16 protein-coding genes are annotated in these 17,676 nt (G+C 72.6%); 9 read left to right on the forward strand and 7 right to left on the reverse strand.

Translation table 11 applies throughout. The features are described from left to right. Window positions 1-5 precede the first annotated feature (5 nt). The 3 genes from ACIBZJ_RS07000 to ACIBZJ_RS07010 form a co-directional block, all read right to left on the reverse strand. Window positions 6-701 carry a response regulator gene (locus ACIBZJ_RS07000; protein ID WP_395926451.1) on the reverse strand — a complete coding sequence of 232 codons (696 nt, stop codon included), beginning with the start codon at window positions 699-701 and terminating at the stop codon, window positions 6-8. 243 nt (window positions 702-944) lie between these two features. Next, window positions 945-2,516 (reverse strand): GAF domain-containing sensor histidine kinase, encoded by a 1,572-nt coding sequence (locus ACIBZJ_RS07005; RefSeq protein ID WP_395927738.1) that lies wholly within the window; start codon window positions 2,514-2,516, stop codon window positions 945-947. A gap of 70 nt (window positions 2,517-2,586) precedes the next feature. Then, window positions 2,587-4,374, reverse strand: a complete 1,788-nt coding sequence (locus tag ACIBZJ_RS07010; protein ID WP_395926453.1) for an AMP-dependent synthetase/ligase — start codon at window positions 4,372-4,374, stop codon at window positions 2,587-2,589. Between the two features lie 150 nt (window positions 4,375-4,524). Here ACIBZJ_RS07010 and ACIBZJ_RS07015 point away from each other — a divergent pair, with 150 nt between their 5' ends. The 6 genes from ACIBZJ_RS07015 to ACIBZJ_RS07040 all read left to right on the forward strand — a co-directional run bounded on the left by ACIBZJ_RS07015 (window position 4,525) and on the right by ACIBZJ_RS07040 (window position 8,862). After that, window positions 4,525-5,331 (forward strand): metallophosphoesterase, encoded by an 807-nt coding sequence (locus ACIBZJ_RS07015; protein WP_395926456.1) that lies wholly within the window; start codon window positions 4,525-4,527, stop codon window positions 5,329-5,331. 11 nt (window positions 5,332-5,342) lie between these two features. Next, the gene (locus tag ACIBZJ_RS07020; protein ID WP_395926458.1) at window positions 5,343-5,783 is read left to right on the forward strand and encodes an SRPBCC family protein; all 441 of its coding nucleotides are present in this window, start codon (window positions 5,343-5,345) and stop codon (window positions 5,781-5,783) included. Further along, the gene (locus ACIBZJ_RS07025; RefSeq protein WP_395926460.1) at window positions 5,783-6,934 is read left to right on the forward strand and encodes an ArsA family ATPase; all 1,152 of its coding nucleotides are present in this window, start codon (window positions 5,783-5,785) and stop codon (window positions 6,932-6,934) included. Before ACIBZJ_RS07020 ends, ACIBZJ_RS07025 begins: the two co-directional genes overlap by 1 nt. Continuing rightward, window positions 6,931-7,173, forward strand: coding sequence for a hypothetical protein (locus tag ACIBZJ_RS07030; protein WP_395926462.1), 243 nt, complete (start codon window positions 6,931-6,933; stop codon window positions 7,171-7,173). Before ACIBZJ_RS07025 ends, ACIBZJ_RS07030 begins: the two co-directional genes overlap by 4 nt. A 103-nt stretch (window positions 7,174-7,276) precedes the next feature. Continuing rightward, window positions 7,277-8,221 (forward strand): ROK family glucokinase, encoded by a 945-nt coding sequence (locus ACIBZJ_RS07035; protein ID WP_395926464.1) that lies wholly within the window; start codon window positions 7,277-7,279, stop codon window positions 8,219-8,221. Further along, window positions 8,218-8,862 (forward strand): endonuclease/exonuclease/phosphatase family protein, encoded by a 645-nt coding sequence (locus ACIBZJ_RS07040; RefSeq protein ID WP_395926466.1) that lies wholly within the window; start codon window positions 8,218-8,220, stop codon window positions 8,860-8,862. The genes ACIBZJ_RS07035 and ACIBZJ_RS07040 overlap by 4 nt, the downstream gene beginning before the upstream one ends. Here the strand turns inward: ACIBZJ_RS07040 and ACIBZJ_RS07045 are convergent. From ACIBZJ_RS07045 to ACIBZJ_RS07055, 3 genes are all read right to left on the reverse strand, one after another. Next, window positions 8,852-9,124, reverse strand: coding sequence for a hypothetical protein (locus ACIBZJ_RS07045; protein ID WP_395926469.1), 273 nt, complete (start codon window positions 9,122-9,124; stop codon window positions 8,852-8,854). The two genes, ACIBZJ_RS07040 and ACIBZJ_RS07045, sit on opposite strands and share 11 nt — an antisense overlap. Before the next feature lie 79 nt (window positions 9,125-9,203). Continuing rightward, entirely contained in the window at window positions 9,204-10,394 is a 1,191-nt protein-coding gene (locus tag ACIBZJ_RS07050) for a hypothetical protein (RefSeq protein WP_395926471.1), read from the reverse strand. Then, the gene (locus ACIBZJ_RS07055) at window positions 10,391-11,173 is read right to left on the reverse strand and encodes an alpha/beta hydrolase (RefSeq protein ID WP_395926473.1); all 783 of its coding nucleotides are present in this window, start codon (window positions 11,171-11,173) and stop codon (window positions 10,391-10,393) included. Before ACIBZJ_RS07055 ends, ACIBZJ_RS07050 begins: the two co-directional genes overlap by 4 nt. A 320-nt stretch (window positions 11,174-11,493) precedes the next feature. Here ACIBZJ_RS07055 and ACIBZJ_RS07060 point away from each other — a divergent pair, with 320 nt between their 5' ends. The 3 genes from ACIBZJ_RS07060 to ACIBZJ_RS07070 are packed head-to-tail and all read left to right on the forward strand — an operon-like array spanning window position 11,494 to window position 13,991. Then, window positions 11,494-12,213 (forward strand): lysophospholipid acyltransferase family protein, encoded by a 720-nt coding sequence (locus ACIBZJ_RS07060; RefSeq protein WP_395926475.1) that lies wholly within the window; start codon window positions 11,494-11,496, stop codon window positions 12,211-12,213. Continuing rightward, the gene (gene macS / locus ACIBZJ_RS07065) at window positions 12,203-13,345 is read left to right on the forward strand and encodes a MacS family sensor histidine kinase (RefSeq protein WP_395926477.1); all 1,143 of its coding nucleotides are present in this window, start codon (window positions 12,203-12,205) and stop codon (window positions 13,343-13,345) included. Before ACIBZJ_RS07060 ends, macS begins: the two co-directional genes overlap by 11 nt. Continuing rightward, window positions 13,332-13,991, forward strand: a complete 660-nt coding sequence (locus ACIBZJ_RS07070; protein ID WP_395926479.1) for a response regulator — start codon at window positions 13,332-13,334, stop codon at window positions 13,989-13,991. Before macS ends, ACIBZJ_RS07070 begins: the two co-directional genes overlap by 14 nt. Here ACIBZJ_RS07070 and ACIBZJ_RS07075 read toward each other — a convergent pair. Further along, entirely contained in the window at window positions 13,955-17,602 is a 3,648-nt protein-coding gene (locus tag ACIBZJ_RS07075; protein WP_395926481.1) for an adenylate/guanylate cyclase domain-containing protein, read from the reverse strand. The two genes, ACIBZJ_RS07070 and ACIBZJ_RS07075, sit on opposite strands and share 37 nt — an antisense overlap. Window positions 17,603-17,676 lie beyond the last annotated feature (74 nt).

Raw genomic sequence — 17,676 nt, forward strand, 5'->3', positions numbered from 1 at the left:
GTGCGCTACAGCCCGGGCGTGTTCGGCGCCTCGAGCAGCCCCAGGCGCAGGGCGGTCATCAGGGCCTGGGCCCGGTTGCCCGCGCCGAGCTTCTCGTAGAGCTTCGAGATGTGCGTCTTGGCGGTCGATTCGCTGACGTAGAGCTGCTTCGCGATACCGGCGACGCTCATGCCGTCCGCGAGCAGCCGCAGTACCTGGCTCTCCCGTGGCGACAAGTGCGGGCCGCTCGGGGTGAGCCGCCGCTTCATCGCGCTGGCCAGATCGGACGCGGTGAACGCGTTCGGCGACGACGCGGCGTGCCGCGCGGACGCGACCACCTCGTCGGCCGGTGCGTTCTTCGGCACGAACGCCGACGCGCCCGCCTCGAGTGCGCCGAACAGCTGGTCGTCGCCCGCGTACATGGTCAGGACCACGATGCCGATGTCGGCCCGGGACGACCGGAGCGCCTTCGTCGCTTCGAGCCCGCTGCCGTCCGGAAGCCGTAGATCCATGATCACGACGTCGGGCTTGAGCTCGGAGGCTTTGCGGAGCGCATCGGCAACCGACCCGGCCTCACCGACGACCTCGAAACCCGGGTCTCGCTCGAACGCGTGGCGAAGCCCTTGCCGGATCAGATCGTGGTCATCGACGAGGAGAACAGTCGTTACCCCGCCGCTGGCCTCGCCCCCCGGCGGGCTGGGGAAGGACCTGTTGTCAGTCACTGTCTGGCCGCACCTCCTGCGCGATCACGTTATACGATCCGTCGCCTAAAGTTCTCATATCAGGGTCTCTGTAGCTGTTGGCCAGGAAGAATGCTTTCCGAACGGCCATAGTGGACCAATTATCGGCCCACCGGAAGCTGCGGAAAACGCTCGTTGGCACGAATTATGCCATTCGCGACGCTAAGTAGCCATGCCGGTGCGAATTGTTCTCGGAAATCCCTACAAAATGAAGGAACAGATTTCTCAACCAGCAGTTCCCTGTCGTGTTCTACCCCCCAGCACCACCCGAACTGTCGTCCCTTTGGGGGCACGCGGCACGATTTCCAACTCCGCGCGCACCCGATTCGCCCGTTCGGCCATGATCGTCATTCCGTATCGGCCGTCCGGCCGCTCCTTGCCCAGGCCCTTGCCGTCGTCACTGACCTCGATCTGCGCGTACGGAGGGTCGACCTCGCACGCCACCCAGAGGTTCGCGGCTCCGGCGTGTTTCCGGGCGTTCGTGACCGCCTCCTGCGCGATCCGCAGCAGCTCCGACTCGATCGCGGCGGGGAGCCGGGCGGTGGACTCGTCCAGCGAGAGGTGCACCCGGAACCCGGCCGAGCTGCCGATCGTCCGGGCGTAGTCGGCGATCGCCGACCCCAGCCCGCCGTGCCGGTCGACGTCGCTGCGCAGTTCGAACAGCGAGAGGCGCAGCTCGGTGATGACCCGGGTGACCTCCGTGCGCAGCAGCCGCAGCGTGCTCTCGGCCGCTTCGCTGCCCTCCGGCAGGTCGGCGATCGCGTTGTCGATGCCGTAGCCGACCATCACGAGTTCCTGCGCGACGCCGTCGTGGATCTCGCGGGCCAGCCGCTGCCGCTCCTCGACCGTCGCCAGCCCGCGCACCTCGTCGAAGAGCAGCGCGGTCTCCAGCCGGAGCGCGGCGTTGCCGACGACCTCGACCGCCTCGGGCACGACGGACGGCGGGTAGGCGCCCACCCGGTCGGACTCCAGCACGACCAGACCCACGGTCCGGACGCCGGTGATCATCGGCAACACGAGCACCGACACCGACCCGGACGGTCCCGCCCGGTCCAGCGACCGGCTGGAGAGTTGCGGCTGCTGGCTCGCCCAGGTGTCGGCGAGCGGCGTGTCGGCGTCGAACGACGTCTCCCAGGCGACGCGCCCCGGCGCGCGTTGCGTCAGCACCTCCAGCCGTCCGCCCCCGCTGCCGGTGAGCACCGCGCTGCGGTCCGCCGGTGCGACCCGGTGCAACTCGTCGAGCAGGCGGTCGGCGAGGCTACCGGGGTCGAGCGTGCCGGGCAGCTGGCGGGCGATCGTCCGCAGCTGGGTCAGCAGACGCGCGGCCTGGACGATGTCGGGTTCGACGGCGTCCGCGCGGCTGCGGATCAGCCGCCGGATGGCCAGCCCGAGTACACCGGCCACCGCGGCGAGCACCGTCCACTCCAGCGCCGCTAGCGTGAACGTCGACGCGCCGAGCTGGTCCTGCAGCGCGCCGGCGACGACGAGCGCGACGATCGTCACCACCATCAGCCCGGCCAGCTCGAGCGCACCGAGCACGGCACCGACCGCGAACGCCGGTGCGGCCAGGTAGCTCAGCAGCAGCGCCGGGTGGATCGCCGCCTCCTCGCCCGGAGGCGTGGCGGCGGCCATCGACACGACGATGACCTCGGCCAGCCATCCGATCCGGGCCGGCCACACCCGCTCCGGCGCGACCAGCCCCGGCGCGGCGGCCAGCGCGAACAGCGCGCACCAGAGCAGCGTCGGCGTGATCGAGCGCGTGCCGGCCAGCGACAGCACGACGACCAGCACGAGCAGGGAGCCCCGAACCAGCCGGGTGAGGGCGGCGGTTTCCCACCAGGTGACCGGTACCCGCCCCAGCAGGGATTCAGCGGTAGATCGCAGCGATCTCGTCGGCGTACTCCTTCTCCACGACGGCGCGCTTCAGCTTCATGCTCGGCGTCAGCTCGCCCGTCTCTTCGGTGAAGTCGCGGGGCAGGATACGAAAAACCTTGACCGCCTCGGCGTGCGACACGGCCTTGTTGGCGTCGTCGACCGCGTTCTGGATCTCCGCCCGCAGGTCGTCGTCGTTCGCGAGATCGCCAACGCTAGCGTCCGACGGCTTGTCGTGCGCGGCCTTCCACGGCCCGAACGCGTCCGGGTCGACGGTCACGACCGCGCCGATGAACGGCTTGCCGTCGCCGACGGCCATCGCCTGGCTCACCAGCGGGTGGGCCCGGATCCGGTCTTCCAGCACGGCCGGGGCGACGTTCTTGCCGCCGGCCGTGACGATGAGCTCCTTCTTGCGTCCGGTGATCGTCAGGAAGCCGTCCTCGTCGAGCGCGCCGAGGTCGCCGGTATGGAAGAAGCCACCCTGCAGTGCCTCTTCGGTCGCCGCCGGGTTGTGGAAGTACTCGCGGAACACGTGTTCACCGGCGATCAGCACCTCGCCGTCGTCGGCGATCCGGACCGTCATGCCGGGCAGCGGACGCCCGACCGTCCCGAGCTTCACCGCGTCGTCCACGTTGGCCGCCGTGGCCGGGGACGTCTCGGTGAGCCCGTAGCCCTCCGAGACCCAGAGCCCGATGCCGCGGAAGAAGTGCGCGAGACGCACACCCAGCGGCGCGCCGCCGGAGATCGCGTGCGTGCAGGAGCCACCCAGAGCGGCACGCAGCTTGGAGTACACCAGCCGGTCGAACACGAAATGCTGGGCCTTCAACCAGACCCCGGGACCACCCGAGTCCAAAGCCGAACTGTAGGCCACCGCCACCCGGTCGGCCCGGTCGAAGATCCCGCCCTTGCCCTCGGAGTGCGCCTTCTGCTTCGCGCCGTTGTAGACCTTCTCGAACACCCGCGGCACGGCCAGGACGAACGTCGGCCGGAACGTCTGGAGGTCGGCCATCAGGTTCTTGATGTCCGGCGCGTGGCCGAGCGTCGCCCTGGACTGCACCGCACCGAGCTGGATCAGCCGCGCGAACGCGTGCGCCAGCGGCAGGAACAGCAGCGTCGAGGCGCCCTCGTTGAACATGCTCGGCAGTACCGGGAGCGCGTTGCCCACCTCGAACAGCAGGTTCCGGTGGGTCAGCACGCAGCCCTTCGGCCGCCCGGTCGTGCCCGAGGTGTAGATGATCGTCGCGACGTCCTCCGGCCCGAGCGCCGCCCGCCGCGCGTCCACGTCCGAAGGCGGGAGCTCCGAACCGGAAGAACTCAGCAGCCCCACCGCGTCGGCATCGATCTGCCAGATGCGACGCAGGCCGGGAAGGGCCGGACGGACGCTCTCGACCAGGGACTGGTGCGCGGAGGTCTCGACGACGACGAGAACCGCGCCGGAGTCACCCAGGATCCATTGGACCTGCTCGGCCGACGAGGTCTCGTAGATCGGCACGGTGACGCCGCCGGCGGACCAGATCGCGTAGTCGATCAGCGTCCACTCGTAGCGGGTGCGGGCCATCAGGCCGACCCGGTCGCCGGGATTCACCCCGGACGCGATCAGGCCCTTCGCCACCGCGACGACCTCGTCGCGGAATTGAACGGCGGTGACACCCACCCACGAAGCTCCCGACGGGCGCCGGAACGTGATCCGGTCGGGCACCTCCTCGGCGGCGCTCCACACCGGGTCGGTCAGATTCGCCCCTTCGGGCACGGTGTAGACGGCGGGCAGAGCGAACTCGCGCACCACGGCCTCCCATTTCTGTGTGCGGGCACAGCCCTGCTGTCCGGACGCCCGGCCCGCACGGTACCGATGGTTACTTGACGGTATCTCGGGTGGGTCCGGCCGTGGTGCGCGTCACGTCGAGGTGTTCTGCGAGGTGGCAGACTTCCTCAGGTGCCGCGCATACATGTCGTCTCCGACGTCCACGGCCGCGCCGACGCGCTGGCGAGCGCCGCCGACGGCGCCGACGCCCTGGTGGTCTGCGGCGACCTGCTGAACTACCTCGACTACGCGCATCCCAGCGAGGGCATTCTGGCCGACCTGCTCGGTCCGGAGGCCGGTGCCGAGTTCGCCGCGCTGCGCAAGGAGCACCAGTTCGGCGCGCTGCGCAGCGCGGGCGCGCGCCTGATGCAAGACCCGGAAGCCTTCGCCGAGGCGGTCGTCGCCGCGGCCCGCCGCCAGTACGCCGAGCTGTTCGATGCGATGCCGGTACCGGCCTACTGCACGTACGGCAACGTCGACATCCCGCGGCTCTGGCCGGATTTCGTCGACGACAAGCACCGGATGTACGACGCCGAGGTCGTCGAGATCGCCGGCCGGCGGTTCGGGTTCGTCGGCGGCTGGCCCCGCCGGCCCATCCCGCCCGAGTTCCTCAAAAAAGCGCGGATGCCGATCGTCCCGTTCGGTGCGGACTGCTCGCCCGAGGAGTACGCCGCCAAGGTCGAGTCGCTCGGCCCGGTCGACGTGCTCTGCTCGCACGTGCCGCCGGCCGTCCCCGAACTGCGCTGGGACACCGTCACTCGGCGTCCGGAGGTGGCCAGCGAGGCGCTGCTGGCCTACGTCCACGAGCACCAGCCGGAGTACGCGCTGTTCGGCCACGTGCACCAGCCGCTGCAGCACCGCCTGCGGATCGGCCGCACCGAGTGCGTCAACGTCGGCCACTTCCGCGCAACCGGCAAGCCGTTCGTCCTCGAGTGGTAAGTAGGGGAGCTATGGCGGACTCTTCCCAGCAATCGATCACGATCCCGGCCTCGCCGCAGACGATCTCCGCGGTCATCGCCGACTTCGCGTCCTACCCCCAGTGGGTCGACGCGGTGAAGGAGGCGGAGGTCGTGAGCGAGTACGAGGACGGCTACGCCCACCAGGCCCGGTTCGTCCTCGACGCGGGCGTCGTCAAGGACGAGTACACGCTCGAGTACGCCTACGCCGAGGACCTCACCCGGGTCGAGTGGACCCTGGTCCGCAGCACGATGATGAAGCTGCAGAACGGCAGCTACGACCTGGTCGACAACGGCGACGGGACCACGACGGTCACGTACACGCTCGAGATCGAGTTGAACGTCCCGATGCTGGGCATGTTCAAGCGCAAGGCCGAGAAGAAGATCATGGACACCGCTCTCAAGGACCTGAAGAAACGGGTGGAGTCGCTGTAATGCGGGTGGTGCTGTTCACCGGCAAGGGTGGGGTGGGGAAGACCACCTCGGCCGCGGCGACGGCTGTCCGGGCCGCGCGGGCGGGTAGCGACACGCTGGTGGTCTCCACCGATCGGGCGCATTCGCTCGCCGACGCGCTGGGCCTGCCGGTCGGCGCCGGGCCGACCCCGGTGGAGACCGGGCTCTGGGCCCAGCAGGTCGACAGCCAGGCCCGGTTCGAGGAGTACTGGGGCACGCTGCGCGACTACCTGACGATGCTGCTCAAGCACGGCGGCCTGACCGGCGTCGCGGCCGAGGAACTCGTCGTCCCGCCGGGCCTCGACGACCTGTTCGCGCTGTTCGCCGTCCACGCCGAGGCCCGCTCGGGCCGCTTCGACACGCTCGTCGTCGACTGCGCGCCGACCGCGGAGACCCTCCGCCTGCTCACGCTTCCCGACGTGCTCGGCTGGTACACCGACCGGCTGATCCCGGTGCACCGGCGACTCTCCGGGGTGGCCCGCCCGGTGCTCGGGCGCGACCTCGGTGCTCTTCTTCCGGACGACGGCGTGCTCGCCGCCGTCTCGCGTCTGCGGCACGCTCTGGCCGACGTCCGGGACCTGCTGATCGACCCGGCCACGACGGCGGTCCGGCTGGTACTGACGCCGGAGGCGGTCGTGCTGGCGGAGGCGCGGCGGACGTTCACGGCGCTGGCGCTGTACGGGTTCGTGGTCGACGGCGTGGTGGTGAACCGGGTGATCCCGGACGGCGACGACCCGTGGCGGGCCGGCTGGGCGGCCGCGCAGCAGGCCCGGCTGGCCGAGGCCCGGGACAGCTTCGCCGGCGTGCCGCTGCGTACCGTGCCCTACCTGCCGTCCGAGCCGGTCGGCCCGGACGCGCTCGCGGCGCTGGCCGATGCGCTCTACGGCGACGAAGACCCGATCGCCGCGGTGCCGGTCGAGCCGCCGTTGCGGCTGGTCGGAGACGCCGTGCTCTCGGTGGCGCTGCCGCTGGCCGACCGGTCCGACGTGGTGCTCTCCCGGGTGGCCGACGACCTGGTGCTCACCGTGGCCGGGCGACGGCGGCTGCTGGCGCTGCCGGAGGTGCTGAAGCGTCGCACGGTCGCGGGCGCGTCGCTGCAGGACGGGCGCCTGGAAGTACGGTTTCTCGAATGACCACGCCTGGCCCGATCGTTGATGAGGCCGCCAAGTTCGCCGAAGCCCTGCTCGGTCGGGTCGGCGCCCGAGACCTGTCGCCCGAACTGGTGGAACGTCTTTCCACCGCGGTCGCGGACGTCGCCGTGGCCGGCGCCGGGCTGCTGCGGGTCGTCGCCGAGGTGGCCACCGAGTGGGGCAAGCGGCCCGGTGGGGAAGAACCGGCCGAGCCGCCGGTGCAACACATCGACATCGACTGATGGCAGGCTGGCGCCACGGGTAGAGCGATGACGACGGTACGAGCGTCGTGCCATACGCTTCCACGGAGTCAATCGACGAGGGCTTAGGTGTGGTGAGGGGCGCGTGACGCTGACCGTCGGAGTCGACGTCGGAGGAACCAAGGTGCTGGCCGGAGTGGTCACACCGGACGGCGAGGTGCTGGCAACCGTACGGCGTCCGACTCCGAGTCAGGACGTCAACGACACCGCCCGGGTGATCGCCGAGGTCGTCCGCGAGCTCGACGAGGACTACGACATCGAGGCCGTGGGCGTCGGTGCCGCCGGCTGGATCGACGCGTCCCGGTCCGTGGTGCTGCACGCGCCGAACCTGGCCTGGCGCCGGGAGCCGCTGAAGGACCGCATCCAGGAGCGGGTCGACGTGCCGGTCGTCGTCGAGAACGACGCGAACGCGGCGGCCTGGGCCGAGTACCGGTTCGGCGCCGGGCAAGACCAGCACCACCTGATCCTGATCACGGTCGGCACCGGCATCGGCGGGGGCGCGGTCGTGAACGGCGACATCTACCGCGGGCATTTCGGCGTCGCGGCGGAGTTCGGTCACGTCCGGGTGGTGCCCGACGGGCACCCCTGCGGCTGCGGCGCGAGCGGCTGCTTCGAGCAGTACGCGAGCGGTAAGGCGCTGGTGCGCTTCGCCAAGCAACAGGCCCGCGAAGACCCGGCGGCGGCCCGCACGCTGCTGGAGATGGCCGGCGGCGACGTCGACGCGATCGACGGTCCGATGGTGACCCGGGCCGCGCAGGCCGCGGATGCGGCCTCGCTGGCGGCGTTCGCCGACCTCGGTGACTGGCTGGGCTGGGGCATGGCCGATCTGGTGTCCGGGTGGGACCCGCAGTGCATCATCCTCGGCGGCGGCGTCGCCGAGGCCGGTGACCTGATGTCGATCCCGGCCCGGGAGACCTACGCGAAGGTCACCGCTCTCCGCGGCCGGACCGAGGTGGCCGAGGTCCGGATCGCGGCCCTCGGCAACAAGGCCGGCCTGGTCGGCGCGGCCGACCTGGCCCGGATCCGGTGAAGGTACTCAGCTGGAACGTGCACGGGCTCCGCGACGACGTGGACGCTCTGGTGCGCACCGTCCACGGTGTCCAGCCGCACGTCGCGCTGATCCAGGAGGCGCCCCGGGTGTTCCGGTGGCGCGCCCGGGCCGCCGAGCTGGCCCGGCGGTGCGGGCTGGTCGTGGCGCAGGGCGGGGCCTCGGGCAACCTCGTCCTGGTGTCGCTGGCCGTGTCGGTCCGGGACACCGCGGTGGTCCGGCTGCCGTTCACCCGGGGGCAGCACCCGCGGGCGGCGGTCGTGATGAGGGCGGCGCTCGCGGGCGCGGAGTTCACCGCGGTCGGCGTCCACCTAGGACTGACGGAAGCGGAACGGGCCGCGCACGTGCGGGTGCTCCTGGACGCGCTGCCGGCGCAGGAGCCGGTCGTGCTGGGCGGCGACATCAACGAGACCGACGCGGGCCCGGCCTGGCGCACCCTCGCCGCCCGCCTCGCCGACGCCGGCGCCGGTGACGCGGCCCCCACGTTCCGCACCCGCCGCATCGACGGCATCTTCGTCACGCCCGGGACGGCCGTGAAGGACTACCGGGTCCTCGACACCCCGGACGTGTCGCGGGCCAGTGACCACCGGCCCGTGGTGGCCGAGGTCGAGCTCACGCGCTGACGCGGGAACCCGGGCGCACCACCCGGACCGCGGCCAGCCACCGCTCGAGCGGTAACGACGTCCCGCGGCGCACGGCCTGCCCGGCGTCGAGCAGCACCGAATCCGGGACCTCGGCCAGTGCCGCGATCTCGGTGCGGGCCAGCAGGGCCTCCCGCTCGGGCTCGTCGAACCGGTCGGGCGCGTGTCCGGTCAGCGAACACCACAGTGCGAGGACCTGTTCGCGGCGGTTGAGGTATCGAATCGGAGCGAGCGTTCCGGCCATCGGGACCACCTCCACCGATGACGGTGAGGGGTCCGTTCGACAACAGCGCGGCCAGCACGTAGACGAGGGGCGAAGCCTGTCAGACGACCGCGCCGTCGTCCGGGTCGTCGTCGTTCCACCCGTCGCGCAGGCGCCACACCAGTGCCCCGGCGCCCCCGAGGATGCCGATCAGCGCGAGCAGCAACCGGAGGTGCTCGCTCAGCCCCAGCGTGCCGGCCCGGAACAGCAGCACGAGCCCGGACACGATCGCGAGCAACGCACCGATCACCGGCGCGGAGAACCGGGGGAGCGGCGGGGGCGGAGGCGGCTCGTAGCCCTCGTCCGGGTCGGTCTCGAAGTCGGTCGGCGGGGCGTCGGTGCCGGTCAGCCGGTCGCGGCCGGTCGGCCGCCCGAGGTCGGCCCGCAACAGCTCGGGGCGGAACGGCTCCCGCCGGTCGGGAGAAACCTGAGCGGCCGGGCCGCGCTCGTCGTCGCCGCGGTCGCCCTGGTGGGGGCCGGACTCGGTTCGGTCCGTCCCGCTCGGCCCCGGCCCGTCCGGCTCGGTGCCGGAGCGGTCAGCTCCCGCGCGGCCGGGCGCGTGGTGGTCGGTCCCGGTGAGATCCGGCCCCTCCCCGTCGGAACCGGCGCGGTCGGAGGCACGGCGGTTGCGCTCGGCCGGCGGAGCCTCCGGCCCCGTCCCGGCGTCTTCCGGCCGGATCGGCTGGTCGGCGACGCCCGGCGTCCGGATCGGCAGTGGATCGGCGGTCGGGTCGGCCGCCGGAACCGCCGTCGGGTCGGGCAGCGCGGAACTCGGAGCCGCCGGGTCGGACGCCGGCCCGGTGTCGGCCTCGGGCACTGCACGCCGCCGTGGCCGCTCGGGCGCCGCCGTCGCGTCGTACCCGGCGACGATCTTCTCCCACTCGACGTCGACGTCCACGTCGATCGGCCGCTTCGCCACCGCGGGCGCTTCGTCGGCCGGGGACGCGGGCGTCGCGGCCGACTCGTTCTGGACCGCGTCTTCCTGCACGGCCTCGAGCAGCCCGCGGGCCTCGTCCAGACGCTCCCGGTCGACCCAGAGCCGGTCGGTCGGACGCGCGGGCAACGACGTCGAGCGGACCACCGGGTTGAGATCGGCGCTCGGCGCCAGGAACGCGGCGATCCCGACGATGCCCAGCACGTCGAGCAGGTGCTCACCGATCCGCGGGTCGACGTCGGCCAGCGCGACGAACTCGGTCGCGTCCAGACCGTTGTCGCGCCGCCCCCGGTGCGGACGCCCGGCCGCGCCGCTCATCTGGCGCCCGCCAGCAGCGAGCCGACGAACTCGACGCTGCCGGAGAAGATCACCGGTGCATCGTTGTCGAGCGTCGCCACATGGTAGCTGTCGGTCAGCACGGTCTCGGACACGACGGTGGACGACACCTCGGCGAGCAGCGCCGCGCCGCTGGCCGGCTCGACCACGTGGTCGTCGGCGCTGCGGAACAGCCGGATCGGCACGGTGACCCGCCCGAGGTCGGCCCTCACGATCTTCCAGAGCTTGCTCAGCGACGCCGCGGCCTTCAGCGGCAGCCGGGTGTACGCCAGTTCCTGCGCGCCCGGCTTCTTGACGTCGTTGGCGATGCCCGGGAACGACCCGATCAGCTTGCTCACGACTGGCAGTAGCGCGGCGTCCTTGCGCAGCGTCAGGTACGAGGGATTCACGAGCAGCAGCCCGGCGGGCTCGGTCGCGAGGCCCGCGTGCACCTCGGCCAGCCGCGTCGCCAGCGTGCCACCCATCGACAGCCCGCCGACGACCACCGGCGCACCGGCCGGAAGCCGGTCGCGCAGCGCCAGGTACTCGCGCTCGACCTCGCCGTACCAGTCTTCCCACGTCGTCCGGTTCATGTCTTGCCAGCGCGTCCCGTGGCCGGGCAGCAGCGGGCAGGACACCGTGTAGCCGGCCGCGTGCAGTGCCTGGCCCCACGGGCGGATCGACTGCGGGCTGCCGGTGAAGCCGTGGCTGAGCAAGATGCCCGCCGGTGCGTCGGATCCGGCGTCGAAGAGGAAGGGCTCTGCGCCGGGCAGCACGGACACGTCACACCTCCCAGGAGCGCCACGGGAGGAGCGGTCCCGCGGCGAGCGTCGGACCCCATCGTGACACGAGGCGGCGTCATCGGCGGCGCGTTCGAACCACCTCGACACCGGCCGGACCAGTGAGTCGGATGAGACGCAGGGGACAACGCGCGTCCCACCAGTCCGGGAAAGGGGTATTCGCCAGGAACGCCCGGCGACGAAACACCCTTTCGCGCGTGGTGAACGCCACTCCGGGGTAGGTGGAGGGAGACCCGGCGACCCGCTCGGCTGAGGGGCGTGACACCGGTACGCTCGACCGGCAGCGGTTCTGAGGAGGTCTGGTGTTCTACTGGGTGTGCAAATACATCCTGATCGGGCCTTTTCTCCGGGTGTTCTTCCGGCCGGTGCTCGAGGGGGTGGAGAACATCCCCGCGACGGGTCCCGTCATTCTGGCGAGCAATCACCTGTCGTTCAGCGATTCGTTCTTTTTTCCACTGATGGTGCCCCGCAGGATCATTTTCCTCGCGAAAGCGGAGTACTTCACCGGTAAGGGCCTCAAGGGCCTGTTCTCCCGGCTGTTCTTCAGCGCGGCCGGCTGCGTCCCGATCGACCGGGCGTCCGGCTCGGCCGCCGAGGCGGCGCTCCTCACCGGCGCCCGGGTCCTCGGTGAGGGTCACCCGCTCGGCATCTACCCGGAGGGCACCCGCTCGCCCGACGGCAAGCTCTACCGCGGCAAGACCGGTGTCGCCCGGCTCGCGCTGGAGACCGGTGTGCCGGTCGTCCCGGTCGCGATGATCAACACCGATCAGGTGCAGCCGATCGGCCGGCTGATCCCGCGGATCATGCGGGTGCGCATGCGGGTCGGCAAGCCGCTCGACTTCAGCCGCTACGCCGGCATGGCCGGCAACCGCTTCGTCGAGCGGTCGGTCACCGACCAGATCATGTACGACCTGATGCAGCTGTCCGGTCAGCGGTACGCCGACGTCTACGCCGCCTCGGTCAAGAACAACAGCACTCCGGTGGACGCCGACCAGCGCGCCGCCGAGAGCGTTGCCGCCTGACATTCCCTCCGGCCGGCGGCCGGCCGGGTTCACTGTCGAAGTCTCCGGCTGGCGTGCGCTGGCGGCGTTCCGCTGGCTGACGCTCGTCTACGCGACCGCGCTCAATCTGGACGATCTGGGGCGCGTCGCTCATCCGGGCTGGTGCGTCGCCGCTCTCGCGCTGATGGCCGGCTGGAGCGTCGTCGCGACCTACTGCTACGCCCGGCCCCGGTTCCGGACACCGGCGCTCCTGGTCGTCGATCTGCTCGTCACGCTGGCGACCGTGCTGGCGACCCGCCTGGTCGAGACGCCCGAGCGGATCGCCGGCGGCGAGTTCACGGTGCCGACGGTCTGGGCCGCGACCGCGGTGATGGCCTGGGCGCTGCGGTGGGAGATCGTCGGCGGGCTGCTCGCGACGCTGCTGCTCGGGGTGGCCAACGTGATCGTGGTGAGCGGCCAGCCCACCCGCGGGACCGTGCACAACATGATTCTGGTGCTGCTCGCCGCGATCGTGATCGGGTACGTCGCCGAGGTGCTCCGGCAGGTCGACCGGATCATGATCGACGTCTGGCAGGAGCAGGGCGCGGTCGCCGAGCGGGATCGCCTGGCCCGGCACATCCACGACGGCGTCCTCCAGGTGCTGGCGCTGGTCAAGCGACGCGGCGCGGAGCTCGACGGGCCCGGCCGAGAACTGGCCGAGCTGGCCGGCGAGCAGGAGGCCGCGCTGCGGGCGCTGATGACCCGGGGATCGGCCGCACCGGCCGACGGCGAGGTCGACCTGACCGCGCTGGTCACGCCGTCGGCGGCGTCCGCGTCGATCGAGCTGGTGGCGCCGGCCGAGCCCGTGATGCTGCCGGCGGCCGCGGCCGCCGAGGTGGCCGCGGCGATCGGCGCCGCGCTGCACAACGTCGCCGAGCACGCACCGGGCGCCCGCGCCTGGGTGGTGATCGAGGACGAACCGGAATCAGTGCTGGTCGTCGTGCGGGACGACGGCCCCGGGCTGCCGCCGGGCCGGTTGACGGAGGCCGCGTCGCAGGGTCGTCTCGGTGTGGTTCAGTCGATCCGCGGCCGGATCCGGGAGCTCGGCGGCACGGTCCGGATCACCAGCGAGCCCGGCGACGGAACAGAGGTGGAGCTGCATGTCCCTCGATGACGGAGCCCGCGTGATGGTGGTCGACGATCACCCGATGTGGCGGGACGCGGTCGCCCGCGACCTCGGCGCGGCCGGGTTCGACGTGGTCGCGACCGCGGGCGATGGCGCGGCCGCGGTGCGGATCGCGGCTGCTGCGCGTCCGCAGGTCGTGGTGATGGACCTGCAGCTGCCGGAGCTCTCCGGGGTCGAGGCGACGGCCCGGATCCTGGCCGCCGACCCGGCCTGCCGGGTCCTCGTGCTCTCGGCCAGCGCCGAGCGCCCGGACGTCCTGGACGCGATCCGGGCCGGCGCGACCGGCTACCTGGTCAAGTCGGCCGGTGCCACCGAGCTGGTGGACGCGGTGTCGCGCACCGCCCGGGGCGAGGCCGCGTTCACCGCCGGACTGGCCGGGCTGGTTCTGGGGGAGTACCGGCGGCTCGCGGCCGGCCCCGAACCCGACGAAGGCCCGGCGCTGACCTCCCGGGAGACCGAGGTGCTGCGGCTGATCGCCCGCGGGCTGACCGCCAAGCAGGTCGCGACCCGCCTGCGCCTGTCGGTCCGGACGGTGCAGAACCACCTGCAGAACGTGATGGACAAGCTGCAGGTGCACAACCGGGCCGGGCTGGTGCGCTACGCGATCGAGGCGGGCCTCGACGAAGACTCCTGATCGGCGATCGGCCCCGGATGGTCGGGCACCTCTTCCGGGCCCGGGTCTTCCAGCGGGTCGCTGTTGGCCAGCCGGAGCAGTAGCCGGGCCCGGTTGCGCAGGCCGAACGTCGTCAGCCGGGCGGTGAGCTCCGGCACCGGCGCGACCTCGCCGGCCCGTGCGGCCCGCAGCGACCAGGCAGTGGCGAGCGACGCGTCGGTCGCGTCGCCCATCCGCTCGTAGACCGACGCGGCGACCGCGTGGTGCAGCGCCGCGGTGCCGTGGTCGCCGCCGTGCGCGGCCAGCGCGCCGTTGACGACCGACCGGGCCGCCCGCACCCAGAGCGTCTCGCGGGGCGCACCCTCCAGCGCGCGCTTCAGCCAGCCCGCCGACTCCTCGGCGTACCGGCCGCACTTGACGCCGGTGAGCACCGCGGCGTGCGCGGCCGCGGCCAGCCACTCCCGCGGCGCCAGCGGCTCGGCGGCGTGCTCGGCCTCCAGCCGCCGCAGCGCGACCGTCGCCTGCTCGGCCGAGCCGGTGACGGCCCGGTACAGCGCCGCGTGGGCCAGCGCGTTGGCCAGCGCCAGCCGGGTGCCGTGCCGGGCCGCGGTGACCACGATCAGCTCGGGGTTGAACCCGGAGTCCTCGCCCCGCAGTGCCCGGAGCCAGGCGGCCAGCGTCCGCAGGTGCGCCCACTCGGCGTCCAGCGTCTCGTCGCCGGTGAACGCGGCGTCGGCGGAGGCCAGCGTGGCGTCCCAGTCGCCGTCGAAGTACGCGCGCATCGGGGTGTGACCGGGGTGCGGACGTCCGCGGGCGGCGAGCGTCGTCGCGGCGGCCTCGTCGAGCAGCGCGAAGCTCCGGGCGATCTCGCCCTCCTCCTGCAGCGCGCCCGCGAGGTTCTCCGACGCCCGGCGCAGCGACCGCAGGTGGTCGGTGCGGCTGCGGTCGACGGCCCGCTCGAGCAGCGTCAGGCCGGAGAGGTCACCGGAGAGGTAGCGGGCGGCGCCCTCGGTGATCTGCGCGTTCACCTCGAGCTCGGGCAGGCCGAGCCGGCGGGCGAGATCTCCGGCGGTCTTCGCGGCCGCGGTCGCCTCGTCGACCTCGTAGCTCATCATCCGCAGCCGGGCCATCTCGGCGTGCGCGGCGGCGCGGACCGGGCTCTCGTCACCGGCGCCGTAGGGTGCCAGCGCGCGGTCGAGGTGCGCGAGCGCCGCGGTGCGGTCGCCGCGGGCCCAGGCCACCTGGCTGAGCAGGGTCCGGGCGCTCGCGGCCGCGTCGCGGGCGCCCAGCACCTCGAGCTGGCTGGCGCAGCGGGAGACGTCGGCCGCGCCGGTGAACCCCTCCGGGTCGGTGGTGAATCGGAGCCGCCAGCGCAGCACGAGCGCGGTCAGCCGGGCGACCTCGTCGTCCCGGGCGGCGGGGTGTTCCAGGGCGGCGAGTTCTTCGAGCGTCAGCGTGTTCTCGTTTTCCCAGAGGGCCAGGGCTTTGTCGAGCAGACCCACCGCGGTCGGGTTCGCGTGCAGGCTGGCCGCGCGCTCGGCCGCGGCGACCAGCGCGGTGCGGGCCGGCTGCAGGAACGGACGGACGTCCATGTGCAGGGTCCGGGCCAGCTCCAGCGCGGCCACCCGGTGGTGGGCGACCGCGTCGACGGCCTCGGTGGTACGGCCGGTGACGTGCGACTGCAGCCAGCGGGCGGCCCGCTGGTGCCGGACGACCCGCAGCGCCCGCGGCTGCCTGCGGTAGGCCAGGTCGCGGACGACCGCGTGGGAGAACGCCAGCGCGGGCTCACCGGCCAGCACGTGGCCGGTCGCCGGGCGGATGAACGCCTTGGCGCGCAGCTCGGCCAGCAGCGCTTCGACCTCGTCGCGGGCCAGCTCGGCGACGGTCGCGACCGCGCCCGGCCAGAACACCTCGCCGATCACCGCGGCCGCCTGCAGCGCACGCTGGGAGCGGGGCCCGAGCAGATCGACACGACTGGCCACCACGGCCCGCACCGACTCGGGCAGCGGGAGAGCGCCCTCGGCGTCGTCGCTCTGCTGATCGGCCAGCATCCGGACGTACTCGTGCGCGTAGAGCGGCGTTCCGGCGGCGAGCACGGTGAGGTGCTCGAGCGTGTCGTCCGGGATCGGGGAGTCGCCGGAGAGCGCGCGGAACAGCGTCAGCGTGTCGTGCGGGTCGAGCGGTGGCAGCTCGACCAGCGCGTGCCGGGGGTGGGCGGCGTCGTACCAGTGCACCTGCCCGAGGGCGGACAGCTCGGGCCGGGCCGTGCCGAGCACCAGCAGCGGACCGTCGACCGTGTCGACGAGCTGCCGCAGGAACTCCAGCAGCGGCGGCTCGGCGAGCGCCAGGTCTTCGACCACGACGACGAGCGGACGCCGGGCCGCGAGCCGCGCGAAGAACATCCGCCACGCGGCCTGGGCCTCGTCGGCCTCGATCGGGGGAGCGGAGTAACCGACCAGCGGGGCCAGCGCGTCGACGACGCCGGTGCGCTCGGCGGTGGTGAGCAGCCCGTGCAGCGAATCGACGACCTTGCGGCGGGCGGTGTCGGCGGAGTCGGACTCCAGCACCCCGGCGTACCCGGTGACGACCTCGGCGACCGCGGCGAACGGCCCGCCCTCGCCACCGGCCGGGCAGCGGCCACCGACCCAGCGGATGCCGACCGGCATCGACTGCTCGGCGTGCCGGTTCAGCTCGCGGACCAGACGGCTCTTGCCGACGCCGGCCGGGCCGACGACGGTGACCAGGCGGGGCGCGCGGTCGTCGATCGTCGCCCGGAGCAGACCGGCGAGATGATCGAGGTACGGGCCGCGGCCGACGAACGGGCCGTGGTCGCGGTGGCGGTCCCACCGGCGCTGCACCAGCCGCAGCGGACGCCAGACCGGCACCGGCCCGGCCTTGCCCTTCACCATCACCGGCGGCATCTCGGCGTACTCGACGTACTCGCGGCTGGCCCGCCAGGTCGCCGACGACACGACGATGCCGCCGACCGGCGCGTGCGACTGCAGCCGCGACGCCAGGTTCACGACGTCACCGGCGACCAGCGCCTGACCGCCGTCGCGGATCGCGTCCAGATCGACGACGACCTCGCCGGTCGCCAGGCCGACGCGGGCCCGCAGCGGGCCGGACGGGCCGATGATCCGGCCGTCGAGGTCGGCCTGCAGCTCCAGCCCGACGCGGACGGCGCGGACCGCGTCGTCCTCCTGGGTCACCGGCGCGCCGAAGACGGCCATCACCGCGTCACCGATGTACTTCTCGACGACGCCTCCGCGGCGGCGGATCGCGCGGGCGACCGTGTCGAAGTACCGCTGCTGGAGGGCGCGGAGGTCTTCCGGGTCGAGCCGCTCGCCCAGGTTCGTGAAGCCGGTGAGGTCGACGAACAGGATCGTGACGACCCGCCGCTCCTCGCGGGAGGCGGGGCCGGCGATCGGCAGGCTGCGGGCGGCCGGATCGAGGTCGGCGGCGCAGTTCGGGCACGACTCGGCGGTGAGCTCGACGCCGGTGGCGCAGGTCGGGCACTTGCGCAGCAGCGCGGAGCCGCAGCGGCCACAGAAGCGGTCGCCGGGGCGGCCCACCGCGGCGCAGCGTGCGCAGTGCGTGTCGATGGGACGTTCACCCCGCTTCCGAATTCGCAACCGAAATCGCCAGACGGTCAGGTATTTGCTGTGAATCGTCTCAGCGACGAGACCGGGGAGCCACCCTCACCGCC

This window comes from Cryptosporangium sp. NPDC051539, assembly GCF_044454545.1.
Lineage (GTDB): Bacteria > Actinomycetota > Actinomycetes > Mycobacteriales > Cryptosporangiaceae > Cryptosporangium.